The following is a 14,933-nucleotide window of genomic DNA, read 5'->3' on the forward strand; positions in this document are numbered from 1 at the left end:
CCCGGCTTCCGCCTAGTTCCTACCACAAGCCCCATCCAAGGACTCGCAGGAAAGAGGGTGCACTAGTGACCGTGACAACGCACGAAACCGAGATCCTGGCCGACGACAAGGTCCCGACGATCCGGCTCGTCCGGGAGTTCGACGCCGCCCCCGAGCAGGTGTTCCGCGCGCACATCGACCCCGAGCTGTACGCGCAGTGGGTCGGACCGCACTCGGTCACCACGAGGATCACGCGGTGGGACGCGCGCACGGGCGGCGAGTGGGCCTTCGCCAACGACCGCGGCGGCGAGGAGATCGCCGCTTTCCACGGCAGCTTCCACGACGTGCGGCCGAACGAGCGGATCGTGTGGACGTTCACCTACGACGGCGAGCCCGACGGCGTCGCCCTGGAAACGCTGACCCTGGAAGAAATCGAGGGCGGCCGCACCCGGCTGCGGGTGCTGAGCGTGGTGCCGGACTTCGCGACCCGGGACGGCATGCTGGCCAGCGGCATGGACGTCGGGATCAACGAGGGCTACGCCAAGCTCGACGCACTGCTCGCCAAGGAGGCGTGAAATGACGGCCACGGGACCCGCCCAGCGGCACGCGCAGGAAGCCGCCCGCTTCACGGAGCTGACGGAGTCGGCCTCGGCCGGCGATTGGACGCGCCCCAGCCCGGTCGCGGACTGGACCGCCCTCGACGTGGTGCGGCACCTGGTCGAATGGCCGCGCGGATTCCTGCGGGGCGCCGGGATCGAACTCCCGGCGCTCACCGTCGACGCCGACCCGGCCGGCGCCTGGAAGCAGCACGTCGCCGACATCCAGGCCATCCTCGACGACCCGGCCGGGCGGGTGCTCAGCAACCCGCACACCGGCGACCGCCCGGTGGACGAGGCGATCGACCAGTTCTACACCAACGACGTCTGGATGCACTCCTGGGATCTCGCCAAGGCGCTGGGCCGCGAGCCGGACCTCGGCGAGGAGCGCTGCGCCGCCACGCTGGCCGGGATGCAGCCGATGGAGTCCTTGCTGCGCGAGAGCGGGCAGTTCGGGCCGGCGGTACCGGTCGCCGACGACGCTTCGGCGCAGGACCAGCTGATCGGTTTCCTCGGCCGCGACCCGGCCTGGCGCCCCTGAAGTTCGTCACGGCCAAGCGCGGGCGAGCTTTTCGAACGTCTCCGGGTCGCTGTGCACGGGGACCACGCACAGCAGGTGCCCACCGGGCGCGCGCAGGGTGTGGCACTCCAGCCAGCGGGAGACCGGTTCCGCGCCCAGGGCGATCAGGCGGGCGACCTCCGCCGCCACGTCGTCGGTCTCGATGTCGACGTGGTAGCGGGGTTCGCCGTCGATCGCCTGGACGTCCAGGATCAAGCCGGGCAGGGCGCCGTCGAGCGCGGTGAACTGTTCTTCGCCCACCACCGGCCGGGCCCGCGCCCCGAGCGCGGCGGACCAGAACGTCGCGGCCGGCCCGGCCTCGGCGGTGGGCGTGTCGACGAAGATCCCGAACAACCGGCTGCGGTGCACGACCCGAGACTACCCGGCGCGGCCCGGATACAACGTTGTAAAGCGGTATTTACAACGTTGTATCCGACCGGCTACCGTCTCCCTGCCCGGTCCCCAGGAGCATGAGGAGCGTCAGCATGCGCTCGCTTCGACGTCTGTGCACGGTCCTGACCACCACGGTCCTCGCCTTGTCCGCGGCGGCGGTCCCCGCCGCGGCCGGCCAAGCCGCCCCACCGCCGATGTACCCCGATCCCGGACCCGGGACGCACCTGCTCGACCACACCGCGAAGCTCGCCGGCTTCGGCGATCCCGGGTGGTACGAGGCCAACATCCCGTTCGTCGACCTGCCGGACAAGGCGATCGAAGACACCTACTACTACCGGTGGCGCACCTACAAGGAAGCGCTCAAGTACACGGGCCCGGACGACGGCTGGCTCGTCTCCGAATTCCTCGGCCCGGTCGGGTACTCCGCTCCCGGCGGCGGGATCGACGCCGCCGCCGGGCACCACCTCTACGAAGGGCGGTGGCTGCGCGACCACCGGTACCTCGACGACTACGTCGACTACTGGCTGCGCGGCAGCGGCGCGGGCGCCAAGCCGGCGACCGACGGCCTCAACGAGAACACCACCGACTGGGCCCACGAATACTCGTTCTGGGCCGCCGACGCCGTGCTCGCCCGGGCCGCCGTCGACGGCCGGTGGGACTTCGCCGTCGACCGGCTCCCCGAGCTGCAACGGCAGTGGGCCGCCTGGGCACCCCAGTTCGACGCGCAGCTCGGCCTCTACTGGCAGGTTCCGGTCTGGGACGCCATGGAGTACACCGCGAGTTCCTACCAGAGCCCGGATCCCTACCACGGCGGCGCCGGCTTCCGGCCGACGCTCAACGCCTACCAGTACGGTGACGCGCAGGCCATCGCGAGCCTGCTGCGCCGGCGCGGCGCCCCCGGCGACCGGCAGCTCGCCGACCGGTACGAGCGGGATGCCCGCTCCCTGCAGGCGAATCAGGACCGCGTCCTGTGGGACGGCGGCGACCGGTTCTACAAGCACGTCATGCGGGACGGCAACCCCGCGCGCACCAAGATCGCGGACCGGGAAGAAATGGGCTATGCGCCCTGGTACTTCCACATGGCCCCGGCCGGTGCCTCCGCCGCGTGGGCGCAGGTGACCGACCCGGCGGGCTTCGCGGCCCCCTTCGGGCCCACCACCGTCGAACGGCGGAGCCCGTGGTTCATGCACGACGTGCAGCAGGGGTGCTGCCGCTGGTCGGGTCCGAGCTGGCCCTACGCGACGAGCCAGACCCTCACCGCGCTGGCGAACCTGCTCACCGACTATCCCCCGCAGCCCTACGTCTCGACGCAGGACTACTACGCCCTTCTGCGCGGGTACGCCCTCACCCAGCGCAAGAACGGCGTGCCCTACGTCGCCGAAGCGCACTACCCCGACGAAGACCGCTGGCTCTACGACTCCCCCGGGCACAGCAACGACTACAACCACTCGACGTTCGACGACCTCGTGCTGTCCGGGCTGCTCGGCATCCGGCCCCAGCAGGGCGACCACGTGCGGCTCGCGCCGCTCGTTCCGTCCACTTGGGACCACTTCGCCGTCGAGAACGTGCCCTACCACGGCCGGAACCTGACCGTCGCCTGGGACCGTGACGGCCACGTCTACCGGCAGGGCGCCGGCCTGAGCGTCTGGCTGGATGGCAAGCTCGTGCTCCGCCAGAGCGGCCTGACGGCGGTCGACGTGCCGGTGCGCCCGGGCAAGGCGACCGGCACCGCCCGCGTCGTCGACGACCTGGCGAACCCCGCCCGCACCGGCTACCCGGCGGCGTCCGCGTCCTACACCTGGCACGCGGACAGCCCGGCGAACGCGATCGACGGCCAGGACTTCGACCTCGACGTCCCGTCGACGCGCTGGACGAACTACGGCAGCCCGAACCGCGGTGACTGGCTGGCCGTCGACCTCGGTGCGGCCACCGACGTCTCCGACGTGCGGATCTCCTTCTACGACGACGGTGGCGGCGTCCGCACGCCGGATTCCTACGCCCTGCAGTACCGCGCCGCCGACGGGACGTGGGCCGATCTCCCCGGCCGGCAACGAGAACCGGCGACACCGGTGCGGGGCAAGCCGAACCGCGTCCTCGTCCAGCCGCCGGTCCGCACCGACGGGCTCCGCGTCCTGCCGTCCAGAGTGGACGGTGGCGCGGTCGGGATCACGGCGGTGCAGGCGTGGCGCGCCGAGGACGAGCGGCTCGACGTCCGGCTCCCCGACGGCCCGGTGAGCGTGCGGCCCGGGCAGCCGGTCGAAATCAGCGGCACGGTCGGCAGTTCGCAGGCCACGACGGTCCGGCCCGCACTCACCCTGCCGCGGGGCTGGACGGCCCAGCCGATCGGCCCGGCCGGTGACGTCCGGCTCACGCCGGGCCGGCCCGTGCCGCTGCGGTGGCGCGTGACGGCCCCCGCCGGCACGCCGGTCGGCACCCAGGCCCCGGTGCGGCTGCTGGTCAGCACGCTCGACCACGGCACCCCGGTGCGCAGCACCGCGGACCTCGTGCGGGCGGAGGTCGTCTTCGATCCGGCCGATTTCGGCACCCCGGTCTGGGACGACGACTTCAGCGGTAACCAGCTGAAGCCGTACCGGATCGGCGCGCGGTTCGGGGAACCGGCGCCCGAACTGAGCCAGGCCGACGGCGCTCTGGTCGCGTCCGCGAGCCGGCAGTCGTCCGCTGTGCTCGTGGCGCCGGTGGCCGCCCCGGCCGGCGACTTCGCGGTGCTCCTCGAACCCCGCGCCTTCGCCGGCGGGGCGCCGGAGGACAGCGTGCTCCTCGGCCGCGCCGACGGGCCCGACGATCTCGCCCTGGCCTGGTACAACAACCACTTCGGCACGTCCGGCGCGGACGTGCGCGCGGGCGGGCGCGACTACGGCGACGACGTGACCGGCGGGTGCTGCACCGCGGTCACCTGGGCGCCGGGCGACCGGTTCGCCGTCGTGGCCGACCACCGGGGCGGCCTGACGAGCTGGCTGGGCCACCAGGGCCGGTGGCAGCTGCTGCGCACGATCCCGACCGGCTCGGCGGTCGCCGCCGGCTGGTCGCCGGCGATCGGGCTGCGGCTGACGACCGGCCGGCTGACTCTCGACCGGCTGACCGTCGTGGCCCGCGGGCCCGCATAACAGCGCGCGTGACGGCGAGGAGGCGATTGACAAACGGCTGGTGCGCGGGGACTCTGGGAGCGCTTCCAGACATCGCCGCCCGGGGCTGCTCGTCCGCCGGTCGCGGTGACCGAAGGCGGAAGGAGAGTCCATGGGATCCGCCTCCCGCCGGATGGCCGCGCGCCCGGGTGTGCTCGCCGTGATCGCCGTCCTCGTCGTGACCGTTTCCCTGCTGTGGCCGTGGAAGTCGGGCGCCGCGCCGGCCGCCCCCATCACCGGCAACGCCACCCACTTCGACGCGCTCGGCGCCCCCTACGGCGGCTGCGGCCTGCCGCAGGACGTGCTCGATTCGCCCGATTTCGTCGCCCTCAACGTCTACAACACCCCCGGCGACTACAGTTTCTACCCGCGGCCGATCCCGCCGTCGCAGGCCGCGAAGATCGGCCTGTGGGACAACGGCCGCAACTGCGGGCGGTTCGTCCAGGTCACCATCGGCGACTACTGCACCGGCGTCAACGACGGCGCCCCGGGACAACCGTTCTGCCGCAACGGGTCCTGGGTGACCGACGGCTACGCCGGCGCCCAGCTGACCATGGTCGTGGCCGACAGCTGCGGCGACTCGAACGCCTGGTGCCGCGACGATCCCGGGCACCTCGACCTGTCGACCGCGTCGCTCAACCGGTTCGTGAAGAACGGCGTCCCGGTCGGCGACATGAACCCCGCGCACTGGAACAACCGGCGGGTTTCGTGGTCCTACGTGCCCGCGCCGAGCTACACCGGCGACCTGAAACTCGGCTTCCTCCAAGGCGCGCAACGGTATTGGACGGCCATCGCCGTGTCGCACCTGCCCAACGGCGTCCACGGCGTGGAGTTCCTCGGCGCGGACGGCAGCTGGCAGCAGGCGCAGCCGGACAGCGACCTGGGGCAGGCCTTCATCATCGGCCCGACCGCCACGGCGGGCACCGCGTACGCGATCCGCGTCCGGGACGCGAGTGACGCGCTCGTCAACGACGGCCGCGTCTACCGATTCACGTTGCCGGACCAATGCCTTTCCGGCTGCGGGGCCGCCTACACCGGCATCAGCTACACGACCGGGACCAGCACCCCGACCACGACTCCGACGACGCCGACCACCCCGACGACCCCCACCACGCCGACCACTCCGGCCGGGGCGTCGTGCACGGCGACCGCCGCGGTCACGTCTTCGTGGAACGGCGGCCACCAGCTCGAGTTCACCGTCAAGAACACCGGCTCCACCGCGCTGTCGGGCTGGACGACGGCGTTCTCGTTCGCGGGCACCCAGCAGATGACCAACTCGTGGAACGCCGTGCCCACCCAGACCGGCCAGCAGGTGCGGGCGGCCAACGCCACCTACAACGGGACGCTCGCCGCCGGCGCGACGACGACCTGGGGCGCCGTCGTCACCGGCACGTCCCAGCCGCTGGCCGGGCTGACCTGCACCGCCCGCTGATCCTCAGCGGACGGTCGCCCAGAACCCGGTCAGCGCCGCGGCGGCGCCGGCCGGGTCGTGGGTCATCCACCAGTGGCCCAGGCCGTCGAGGACGGCGACCCGGGCCCCGGCCCGGGCGGCCGCCCGGCGACGTTGCGCCTCGGTGCCGACGACGTGGTCGGCCGTGGCCAGGATGGCCAGACCCGGCCGGGCCGCCGCGTTCTCCAGCGGCAGCCCGAGACCGTGCGCACCCGTCGCGGCGGCGGCCCGGTACAGGGTGAGCACCGCCCGGCCCATCGCCTCGTTCTGCCCCGCCGCGACGCGGGCCGCGACCGCCTGCGCCATCCCGCGTTCCACCAGCGCCGCCGTCCGCTCTTCGGCCGCGGCACCGAACCGCGCCGCGACGTCGGCCTCGCCGACGCCCGGGGTCTGCCAGCGGCGGGCGAGTTCGTGCCACTCGTAGTCCGGGTCGAAGCCGCCGAGCGTGTCGCTGACCCAGCTGCGGACCAGGTGCGGGTGGCTCAGCACGACGTTGACGACGTGCGTGCCGCCGAAGTCGTGGCCCACCAGGTCGACCGGCTCGCCGAAGGCCGCCAGTTCCGCGGCCAGCCAGTCCCGGTAGCCGGCCGGGGTGGCCTGGAACCCGTCGGGCAGGGGCGCGCCGAAACCGGGCGGCGACAGGCAGACCAGATCGGACCGCGACGGCGACAACTCGGCCAGCAGCAGGTCCCAGACCGCCGCCGTCTCCGGGTTGCCGTGGACGAACACCGCGGGCATCAGCCCGCCACCGGCGTCGTCGGCTGCAGCACCGATTCCACCAGCGCCTCGGTGCGCAGGTGGGTGATGGCCTGGTATTCGGGGTCGCGGATCATGGCCGCGAACGCCCGCCTGTCCGGGTAGCGCACCAGGACCACCATGTCCCACGCCTGCCCGTCCTCGGCGACCAGTGCCGGATCGCCGTTGCCGAGGTAGAGCACCTGCAGGCCGTAGCGGGGATTGAGTTCGGCACCGACGGCTTCGGCGTAGCGCTGGTAGCTTTCGCGGCCGCCGTCCGGGCGGAACCGCAGCAGGTTGAGCATCACGACCGGGCCGCCGGGGTCGTCGGCGAGCAGGGCGTCGAGGGCGCGGTCTTCGATTTCGATCATCAGAACCTCCTGGGGTCTTCGCCACCACCCTACACATACTTGTCGGCCGACACGCAAGTTAGTTTGCTAGGCTGCGTTCATGCCCTCCGCACGCCGCACCCAGCAGGAACGCCGCGACCAGGCCGAAGCCGCGCTCCTGACCGCCGCCGCCGAGCTCGTCGTCGAGCAGGGCGTGCGCTCGCTGACCCTCGCCCGCGTCGGCGAACGCGCCGGGTACAGCCGCGGCATCGTCACCCACCACTTCGGCGGGAAGCAGGCGCTGGTCGAACGGCTGGCGCGGGCCACGCAGGCCGGGTTCGTCCCGGGCCTCGAAGACCTCCCGCCCGGTCTCGACCGCCTGCTGCGGCTGATCGACGGCTACCTCGGCGAGCTCGGCCGGATCGGCGTGTTCAACCAGGCTTTCCTGCTGCTGTGGGCGGAAGCCGCCACCCAGCCGGAGCTGGCCCCGATCTTCCGCGAGCGGGACGCCGCCTTCCGCGCCGACCTGCGGGAAGACGTCGAAGCCGGTATCGCGGACGGCAGCATCGACCCCGGCGCCGGGGCGGGCGAGGTCGCGACGGCCGTGGTCGGGCAGCTGCGCGGGATCGCGCTGCAGCGGCTGCTCGACCCGGGCAGTGCCGACACCGAAGCGCTGCGCCGGAGCGTCACCGCCCAGTGGCGCCGCGCCCTGACCCCTTAGGCTCGGCGTCTGACCGCGGAGGGAGGTGACGGCGTGACGGAACGCGGGCGGCTGCCGCGCGTCAAGCGCGTGACGATCGAGGACGTGGCCCGGGAAGCCGGCGTGGGGCGGCAGACGGTTTCGCGTGCCCTGCGCGATCTGCCGGAGATCGCCCCGGACACCCGCGAGCGCGTGCTGGCGGCGGCGACCCGGCTGGGCTACCGGCCGAGCGCGCTGGCGAAGGGCATGCGCACCCAGCGATCGGACGTCATCGCCCTGATCGTCTCCGACATCGCGAACCCCTTCTACCCGGCGGTGGCGCGCGGGGTGTACGACGCGGCGGAGGCGGCCGGCTGCAGCGTCGTGCTGTACAACACCGACGCCGACCCGGGCCGCGAACGCGACGCCATCGAGGACGCGCTGGCCCGCTCCGCACGCGGCGTCCTCGGCTTCTTCTACGGCACGCCCGACGACGTCCTGGCCGACTACGCGCGTTCGGTCCCGCTGGTGGTCGCCGACCGGGAGCTGCCGACCGAGGTGGCGGCCTCGGTGAGCAACGACTTCGCGACCGGCACCGCGGCCGCCGTCGAGCTGCTCGCCCGCCGGCCGCACGCGTGCCTCGGCATGCTGGACAGCTCGGTCGGCGTCGCGGTCGACGAGCGGCGGCTGGCGTTCGTCACGGCCTGCGCGGCGCTGGGCTTCGGCGACGTCTCGGCCCGGATCATCCAGGGCTCGCCGACCATCCCGGGCGGCACCGAAGCGACCCGCCGGCTGCTTTCGGCGTGGCCGGAGGTCAACGGCATCTTCGCGTTCAACGACCTGATGGGCATCGGGGCGGTCCAGGCGGTCCTCGCCCGCGGGGGCGCGGTGCCCCGGGACTGCGCGGTGGTCGGCTTCGACGACCTGGAGATGTCGGCGTACCTGAACCCGCCGCTGAGCACAGTCCGGATCCACAAGTACGACCACGGCCAGGCCCTGGTCCGGGCCCTGCTGGCGGACACCGCCGACCGGATTTCGCTGCCGGTTTCGTTGATCACCCGCGCGACCGCCTGAGTCGAATCCGTCGAGCAAAGCCCCTTGACGGGGTCCCGCCGAGGTGCGCATACTCCCCGGGAGCAGGGGCCGGGAACATTCCCGGGAACGTTCCCGACACTCGGCGGAGAGGAGAGACCGGCATGGGCACCGGCACGCTGAGGACGCCTGCGCCGCACCTCCCGCCACGCGTCGCGCCCGCGCTCCCCCTCCTCTTCGCCCGGCTGACCGCGCCGGGTCTCGGCTGAAGCCGCCGCCCCCTCGAAAGGACCGAACGCAATGGTGCGTACCTCTCCCCCGACGACACGGCTCCGCCGGCTGGGCGCGGCCGTGGCCGTGCTCGCCCTGGTGACCTCCGGCTGCGGCTCCGCCGATTCCGCCGCCCCGGCCGCCGCGGCCTGTGCGCCTGCGGGCGGCAAGGTCGAGCTGTCGTTCTGGTCCTGGCTGCCCGGCATCGACCAGGCCGTCGCCCTCTGGAACCAGGGCCACCCCGACATCCACGTCACCGTCGAACAGACGCCGCAAGGCAACCAGGGCACCTACAACAAGATGTTCACCGCGCTGAAGGCGAACCAGGCGCCGGACCTCGGCCAGGTGGAGTTCGACTCGCTGCCCGGTTTCCGCGTGCAGCAGGGCCTGCGGGACATCTCGGCCTGCCCCGGCGTCTCGGACGCCAAGCCGAAGTTCGTGGACTGGACCTGGGCGCAGGCCTCGGTGGGCGGCGACGGCGTCTTCGCCATCCCGCAGGACACCGGCCCGATGGGCTTGTTCTACCGCAAGGACCTGTTCGAGAAGTACCACGTGCCGGTGCCGACGACCTGGGACGAGTACGCCGAGGCCGCGAAGACCCTGCACGCCGCGGACCCCGGCCTCACGATCACGCACTTCCCGCAGAAGGACGTCAACTGGTTCGCCGGTCTCGTCTGGCAGGCGGGCGGCCACTGGTTCACCCAGGACGGGCAGCAGTGGAAGGTGAACCTGACCGACCCCGCGTCCACCAAGGTCGCCGGCTACTGGCAGAACCTGCTTTCGCAGGGCCTGGTCTCGAACTACCAAGGCTTCTCCGAGTCGTGGAACAAGGCGCTCGACTCCGGGCAGATCGCCACCTGGACCGGGGCCGTCTGGGGCGTCGGGACGATCGCGAAGGCCGCACCCTCGACCGCCGGGAAGTGGGCCGTGGCGCCGCTGCCGCAGTGGGCCAAGGGTGAGCGGCGCTCCGGCAACTGGGGTGGCTCGACCACCGCGGTGTTCGCCGGGACCAAGCACCCGGCCGAGGCGGCGCAGTTCGCGCTGTGGCTCAACAGCGACCCGCAGGCCCTGGCCATCCTGACCGCCCAGGGCGGCATCTACCCCGCCACCGTCGCCGCCCAGGAGTCGGCGAAGGCGTCGCCGGAGAACACGCAGTTCTTCGGCGGCCAGGACGTCGACGCGGTGTTCCGCGACGCCGGCAAGGGCGTCAGCCAGGACTTCACCTGGGGACCGTCGATGGAGCAGACCTACGCGCACGTCCGTGACGGCTTCGGCGCCGCGCTGTCCGGTTCCGGGACGCTCGGCAAGGCGCTCTCGGATGCCGGTGCGGCGACGATCACCGACCTGCAACGCCAGTCCATCCCCGTGGCGAAGTAGGGCAGGCGATGGTTGTCGCAACGTCCCGGACCGTCGCCGGCGCGCCACGCCGCCCCCGGGTGGCGCGCCGGCGGCGGGCGAGCAGCAGCGCCCGCGCCGCCTGGCTGCTGCTCGCCCCGTTCCTGCTCGGGTTCGCGGTGTTCTACGTGGCCCCGATCGTCGTGGCCCTGGTGAAGAGCTTCACCGCCGTCACCCGGACCTCCACCTACGGCCGTCCCGTCGAGGTGTTCGCCGGCCTGGGCAACTACACCGCGGCCCTGGGCGACGCCGGGTTCGTCGGCTCGGTCGGGCGGGTCCTGCTGTTCGGCGTCGTCCAGATCCCGGTCATGCTCGGCCTCGCGCTGCTCCTGGCACTGGCGCTGGACTCGGCGGTCGTGCGGCTGCGGCGGTTCTTCCGGCTGGCGTTCTTCCTGCCGTACGCGGTGCCCGGCGTGATCGCCGCGGTGATGTGGGGCTTCTTCTACGCCCCCAACCTGTCGCCGGTCAACCAGCTGCTCGACCCGATCGGGATCCACCCGGACCTGTTGTCCGGCACCGTGATCCTCTACTCGATCGCGAACATCGTCACCTGGACGTTCACCGGCTACAACATGCTGATCCTCTATTCGTCGCTGCAGGCGATCCCGCCCCAGCTCTACGAAGCGGCCCGGCTCGACGGCGCGTCCGGCTGGGCGATCGCGTGGCGGATCAAGGTGCCGATCATCGCGCCGTCGCTGGTGCTGACCGGGGTCTTCTCCATCATCGGCACGTTCCAGCTGTTCACCGAACCCCAGGTGATGGCCGGCGTTTCGAGCGCGGTCTCGTCGTCCTACACCCCGTCGATGGCCGCCTACGCCCAGATTTCCGCCCAGAACTACGGCCTCGGCGCCGCGATGAGCGTGCTCGTCACGCTGCTCATCGCGGTCCTGTCGTGGCTGTTCTTCCGGATCACCCGCGCGAGGGCCGCCCTGTGACCACCCCACCGAGCACCCGGAGTTCGTCGGTCGTGGTGACCACGGCGATGTTCGTCGCCGCGGTCTACTTCCTGCTGCCGGTGGTCTGGCTGGCGATCTCCGCCACGAAGTCCGCCTCCGACCTCTCGACGACGTTCGGCCTGTGGTTCTCCGGCAACCACCTCGGCCGCAACCTGCACGACACGGTGACCTTCGGCGACGGCCTCTACCTGCGATGGCTGGCGAACAGCGCGCTGTATTCGGTGGTGGGTGCGGCGGCGGCCACGCTGCTGTCGGCGATGGCCGGCTACGCCCTCGCCAAGTTCACCTTCCGCGGGCGGGCCGCCACGTTCTCCGCCATCCTCGCCGGGGTGCTCGTGCCGCCGACCGCGCTCGCCGTCCCGCTGTTCCTCATGCTCGCCGGCGCCGGGATGACGAACACGGTGTGGTCGGTGCTGCTGCCGAGCACGATCAGCCCGTTCGGCGTCTACCTGGCCCGCGTCTACGCGGCGGCGTCGGTCCCGGACGAACTGCTCGAGGCCGGCCGGATCGACGGAGCCGGCGACGTGCGCATGTTCTACACGGTCAGCCTACGATTGATGGCCCCGGCGCTGATCACGATCTTCCTGTTCCAGTTCGTGGCGATCTGGAACAACTTCCTGCTTCCGCTGGTGATGCTGACCAGCGACCGGCTGTACCCGGTGACCCTCGGGCTGTACACCCTGAACACCCAGATCACCCGCGACCCCGACCTGAAGGCCGTCGTGGTCACCGGCTCGCTGCTGTCCATCATCCCGTTGATCCTGGCTTTCCTGGCGCTGCAGCGCTTCTGGCGGACCGGGCTCGCCGCGGGAGCGGTCAAGGACTGAGGCAGCGTCCCGCGGATCCCGGAAAAGCACGCCGGCCACCGCGCCCGCACGCTTTTCCTCGGCAACGCGCAGCGGCTCGGGCTGGCGAAAGCGCTCGTCCACCGGACGGCTCGTCTGGGACGACACCGCCGCCGGCCTGCTGGCGCAGGCCCGCCCCCGCTTCACCATCGCGGTCCGCGATCGCGTCGCGCGCCGACGGGCACATCTGCGAGGAGGACGGCACCGGCGGCCTCACCCTCACCGGCGAACCGTCGCGCTCACAACGCCCTTCGCGCTGGCGGCCGGTGCCGGTCGCGGCGACCTCGCCGAGATCGCCGATCCGCTGGGTCTTCCCGGCTTCGTGTCAGTGGCCGCGATCGGGGCCATCGGCCCGGTGGCGACGGCCCTGTGGTGAGAACGCCCCGCGCACGATCGCTGAGCGGCGGGTGATCCCGGCGTCGCCAGCGGATCAGCGGTGATCCTCGCGCAACGCGTAACGCCGCTCCGCGTACGCGAGGTCGTCCCGCCACAACCGGGCGGCAGCACGGCGCATGAGCGGCCGCAGCACCGGCGCCATCCGGGCCGCCCTGGCGAAACCCGGCCGGTCGGAGGCGGCGATCGTCGCCTCGATCACCGCTGTGCGCGGGCGGCCGCCGGGGCCGGGGCCGAGCGGAGTTGCGTGGGTTTCCACCACGCTGCCCGTGCCCTCACCGTCCACAATGGTCATCAGCACGGTCCGGGGGCCCGGGCAGGTGAACTCGGCGACCACCGGGACGCCGATCTTCCCCGCGAGCCGGAACGTCACCTCGACGACGAACCGGTCTTCGGCCTCGGCGACGTCGACGCCCTCCGGCGCCGACAACACCCGCAGCTTCGCGAACGAGTACGGGTGGAACCACGCGCCGTGCCAGGGGTCGAGGCGGTTGGCGACGACGTCTTCGGGCTCGCAGACCCCGGCCAGCGTCGCCACGGCGTCGACCGTGGTTCCGGGCGGGCGGACCGGCACGATCGGCCGTTCCGTGGGCTGCTCGCCACCGATGCGGTCGAGGCGGACCCACGCCAGCACGCCGTCGTCGTAGGCCGGCAGGGCCGTCCACCCGGGACGGTCCGCGCCCACGCGCAGCCCGTGCCACCGGCAGACCAGCTCGCCGCCGTGCACGCGCGCCTGCTCCAGCGGCGCGCCGAGGTGGGGGCACGCGCCCGGGCCGACGAGCAGCGCGCCGTCCGGTCCGCGCCACGCGACCAGCTCGCGGCCGCCCACGCGCACGCCGAACGGCCGGTCGGCGCGGATTTCGCGGCCGGCGGCGAAGACGAACCAGTTGCCCGACGGCCGGGCACCCGCCCGCTTGACCGCGGCCTCGATCAGCGCGGGGCTGCAGCCGGCGTAGGTGGGCTCCTGCCGGGCCCAGGCCGGCTCCCGGAACGGCTGCACCGGCCACCGCGCCGGCCAGCGCTCGATCACCTGCCGCTTGAGGTCCACCGGACACGCTCCCGCCCGCCACGGCCGGCCGAAGCGACCGGCACGCGAGTCATCCTCGGCCATCTGGAGCGATTACGCAACGCTTTCGCCGGGTCCCCGGGCGGGGGTTCACGCCTTCAGGCGTTCGGTGGCCAGCTCGAGGGCGGCGGCCAGGTCGTTGACCCAGGGGACGTCCTGCTCGGTGAAGTTCGCCCAGCCCGGGCCCGCCGTGGCGATGTCGAAACCGCGCCGCCGCAGCCGCTGGACGAGCAGGTCGTCGACGGTGTTGGCGGACATCGACCACAGGAACACCACGACCGGGTCGAGCTTGGCGGCGATCGCGATCGTCGTCTCGGCGGGCACCATCTGGCCCAGGTGGACCGCCGGGATGCCGACCTCGACCATGGCGGCCCGCAGCACCTCCATCGGCAGGCTGTGCCGCTCCTCCGGGCAGCAGGCCAGCAGCACCACCCGCCCGGGCGGGGTGTTCGCGAACCCGGCGCTGTAGCGCTGCAGCGCCAGCGAAATCTCGCCGGTCAGCGCCCATTCGGACTCGAAGCAGACGTCGCCGCTCAGCCAGCGGCCGCCGAGGTGGCGCAGCACGGGGACGAGCACCTCGGTCCACGCCGACGCCGGGCCGAGCGCGTCCAGCGTTTCGTCGAGCAGCGCGGCCAGCGAGGCGAATTCGAGGTCCTCCGCGGCGCGCTCGAGCTCTTCGATGTGCCGGTCGACGGACATCTCGGGCACCGCTTCGCCGGCACCGGAGAACGCCGCCGCGGCGGCTTCCCTGGCCCGCATGCCGCGGTCGATGAGCCGCTGCATGTACTGCAGCCGGCGGACGTCGGCGTCGGAGTACCGCCGGTGGCGCCCGTCGTCACGCAGCGTCGGGCCGACGCCGTACCGCGCGGCCCAGGTGCGCAGCGTCACCGGCGAGACGCCGAGCAGCTCGGCGACCTTGCCGGGCGTCCACGAACCCCCGGCCCGGGGCCCGTCCCGGCCACTCACCGCGTCGACGTCCATCAACACCACGTTCCCACACGCCAGGGACGTCCGCCGGTGCGGCCACCACGCGGTGCCGCCCCGGCGGAACAGCCTGCGACCGGCTGTGTCCGCTTCAACGGATACGGCATCCGGCGCCCGGCCGACACTCCC

At 72.7% G+C, this 14,933-nt stretch carries 14 protein-coding genes; 9 read left to right on the forward strand and 5 right to left on the reverse strand.

Annotated elements, in window-relative coordinates:
* Positions 1-65: 65 nt before the first annotated feature.
* Both C2L58_RS36550 and C2L58_RS36555 read left to right on the forward strand, forming a co-directional pair.
* Positions 66-554, forward strand: coding sequence for an SRPBCC family protein (locus C2L58_RS36550; RefSeq protein ID WP_103342214.1), 489 nt, complete (start codon positions 66-68; stop codon positions 552-554).
* A gap of 1 nt (position 555) precedes the next feature.
* The gene (locus tag C2L58_RS36555; RefSeq protein ID WP_103342215.1) at positions 556-1,116 is read left to right on the forward strand and encodes a maleylpyruvate isomerase family mycothiol-dependent enzyme; all 561 of its coding nucleotides are present in this window, start codon (positions 556-558) and stop codon (positions 1,114-1,116) included.
* Positions 1,117-1,122: 6 nt separating this feature from the next.
* Here the strand turns inward: C2L58_RS36555 and C2L58_RS36560 are convergent, their stop codons facing one another.
* On the reverse strand, positions 1,123-1,503 hold the full coding sequence (locus C2L58_RS36560; RefSeq protein ID WP_199191627.1) for a VOC family protein: 381 nt from the start codon (positions 1,501-1,503) through the stop codon (positions 1,123-1,125).
* A gap of 116 nt (positions 1,504-1,619) precedes the next feature.
* On the opposite strand from C2L58_RS36560, the gene C2L58_RS36565 reads away from it, so the two are divergent.
* Together C2L58_RS36565 and C2L58_RS36570 are read left to right on the forward strand one after the other, a co-directional pair.
* Entirely contained in the window at positions 1,620-4,652 is a 3,033-nt protein-coding gene (locus tag C2L58_RS36565) for an MGH1-like glycoside hydrolase domain-containing protein (RefSeq protein ID WP_103342216.1), read from the forward strand.
* Positions 4,653-4,782: 130 nt separating this feature from the next.
* Positions 4,783-6,102, forward strand: a complete 1,320-nt coding sequence (locus C2L58_RS36570) for a cellulose binding domain-containing protein (RefSeq protein ID WP_103342217.1) — start codon at positions 4,783-4,785, stop codon at positions 6,100-6,102.
* 3 nt (positions 6,103-6,105) lie between these two features.
* Here C2L58_RS36570 and C2L58_RS36575 read toward each other — a convergent pair whose 3' ends face one another.
* Positions 6,106-6,858 (reverse strand): alpha/beta fold hydrolase, encoded by a 753-nt coding sequence (locus tag C2L58_RS36575; protein ID WP_103342218.1) that lies wholly within the window; start codon positions 6,856-6,858, stop codon positions 6,106-6,108.
* On the reverse strand, positions 6,858-7,226 hold the full coding sequence (locus C2L58_RS36580) for a DUF1330 domain-containing protein (RefSeq protein WP_103342219.1): 369 nt from the start codon (positions 7,224-7,226) through the stop codon (positions 6,858-6,860). Before C2L58_RS36580 ends, C2L58_RS36575 begins: the two co-directional genes overlap by 1 nt.
* A 79-nt stretch (positions 7,227-7,305) precedes the next feature.
* On the opposite strand from C2L58_RS36580, the gene C2L58_RS36585 reads away from it, so the two are divergent.
* The 5 genes from C2L58_RS36585 (at position 7,306) to C2L58_RS36605 (ending at position 12,343) form a co-directional block, all read left to right on the forward strand.
* Positions 7,306-7,905 carry a TetR/AcrR family transcriptional regulator gene (locus tag C2L58_RS36585; protein WP_103342220.1) on the forward strand — a complete coding sequence of 200 codons (600 nt, stop codon included), beginning with the start codon at positions 7,306-7,308 and terminating at the stop codon, positions 7,903-7,905.
* Positions 7,906-7,938: 33 nt separating this feature from the next.
* Complete coding sequence (locus tag C2L58_RS36590) at positions 7,939-8,937, forward strand: LacI family DNA-binding transcriptional regulator (protein WP_103342221.1); 999 nt, start codon at positions 7,939-7,941, stop codon at positions 8,935-8,937.
* A gap of 258 nt (positions 8,938-9,195) precedes the next feature.
* Positions 9,196-10,542, forward strand: a complete 1,347-nt coding sequence (locus C2L58_RS36595; RefSeq protein ID WP_103342222.1) for an ABC transporter substrate-binding protein — start codon at positions 9,196-9,198, stop codon at positions 10,540-10,542.
* Positions 10,543-10,550: 8 nt separating this feature from the next.
* Positions 10,551-11,495 (forward strand): carbohydrate ABC transporter permease, encoded by a 945-nt coding sequence (locus C2L58_RS36600; protein ID WP_103342223.1) that lies wholly within the window; start codon positions 10,551-10,553, stop codon positions 11,493-11,495.
* A 32-nt stretch (positions 11,496-11,527) separates the two neighbouring features.
* Positions 11,528-12,343: a carbohydrate ABC transporter permease gene (locus C2L58_RS36605; RefSeq protein WP_103342310.1), complete on the forward strand. Its 816-nt coding sequence runs from the start codon at positions 11,528-11,530 to the stop codon at positions 12,341-12,343.
* Between the two features lie 448 nt (positions 12,344-12,791).
* On the opposite strand, the gene C2L58_RS36610 is transcribed toward C2L58_RS36605, so the two are convergent.
* On the reverse strand, positions 12,792-13,802 hold the full coding sequence (locus C2L58_RS36610; RefSeq protein WP_199191628.1) for a DUF5914 domain-containing protein: 1,011 nt from the start codon (positions 13,800-13,802) through the stop codon (positions 12,792-12,794).
* 108 nt (positions 13,803-13,910) lie between these two features.
* Positions 13,911-14,801 carry a MerR family transcriptional regulator gene (locus tag C2L58_RS36615; protein WP_103342225.1) on the reverse strand — a complete coding sequence of 297 codons (891 nt, stop codon included), beginning with the start codon at positions 14,799-14,801 and terminating at the stop codon, positions 13,911-13,913.
* Between the last annotated feature and the right edge of the window lie 132 nt (positions 14,802-14,933).

It is taken from the genome of Amycolatopsis sp. CA-126428 (assembly GCF_002904335.1).
GTDB lineage: Bacteria > Actinomycetota > Actinomycetes > Mycobacteriales > Pseudonocardiaceae > Amycolatopsis.

What these genes read in the sequence shown, in the direction of transcription:
- C2L58_RS36555 (WP_103342215.1), top strand. Translation starts at nt 556, where the DNA reads ATGACGGCCACGGGACCCGCCCAGCGGCACGCGCAGGAAGCCGCCCGC.
- C2L58_RS36600 (WP_103342223.1), top strand. Translation starts at nt 10,551, where the DNA reads ATGGTTGTCGCAACGTCCCGGACCGTCGCCGGCGCGCCACGCCGCCCC.
- C2L58_RS36580 (WP_103342219.1), bottom strand. Translation starts at nt 7,226, where the DNA reads ATGATCGAAATCGAAGACCGCGCCCTCGACGCCCTGCTCGCCGACGAC.
- C2L58_RS36585 (WP_103342220.1), top strand. Translation starts at nt 7,306, where the DNA reads ATGCCCTCCGCACGCCGCACCCAGCAGGAACGCCGCGACCAGGCCGAA.
- C2L58_RS36615 (WP_103342225.1), bottom strand. Translation starts at nt 14,801, where the DNA reads ATGGACGTCGACGCGGTGAGTGGCCGGGACGGGCCCCGGGCCGGGGGT.
- C2L58_RS36565 (WP_103342216.1), top strand. Translation starts at nt 1,620, where the DNA reads ATGCGCTCGCTTCGACGTCTGTGCACGGTCCTGACCACCACGGTCCTC.
- C2L58_RS36575 (WP_103342218.1), bottom strand. Translation starts at nt 6,858, where the DNA reads ATGCCCGCGGTGTTCGTCCACGGCAACCCGGAGACGGCGGCGGTCTGG.
- C2L58_RS36570 (WP_103342217.1), top strand. Translation starts at nt 4,783, where the DNA reads ATGGGATCCGCCTCCCGCCGGATGGCCGCGCGCCCGGGTGTGCTCGCC.
- C2L58_RS36595 (WP_103342222.1), top strand. Translation starts at nt 9,196, where the DNA reads ATGGTGCGTACCTCTCCCCCGACGACACGGCTCCGCCGGCTGGGCGCG.